1 protein-coding gene is annotated in these 269 nt (G+C 50.2%); it reads right to left on the minus strand.

What is annotated here, in order from left to right; translation table 11 throughout:
- Window positions 1-150: FAD-binding protein (locus tag WDW90_RS41160; protein WP_431311231.1), on the minus strand; the 150-nt coding region annotated here is incomplete at its 3' end.
- Window positions 151-269 lie beyond the last annotated feature (119 nt).

A 269-nucleotide genomic window follows, 5' to 3' on the forward strand; every position in this document is an offset into this window, starting at 1 on the left:
GCCGTTGATGCCGCCCTGCGCACAAACAGAGTGTGAACGCTTAACCGGAACAAGTGAGAACAAGTCGACCTTAACTCCCGCTTCTGCTGCCTTAATTGTCGCCATCAAGCCGGCCAAGCCGCCGCCGACTACAATAAGTTTCCCTTTCATGCTCTCCACCCCTTACATATTTGCTAGCTGAGGATCAATGAATGCGAACAGTGCGCGAACCCCCACAATAGATAATGCGAAGAAAATTGCCATTGTTACATATGTGGATACACGCTGTG

The organism is Methylobacterium nigriterrae (assembly GCF_037106235.1).
Lineage (GTDB): Bacteria > Pseudomonadota > Alphaproteobacteria > Rhizobiales > Beijerinckiaceae > Methylobacterium > Methylobacterium nigriterrae.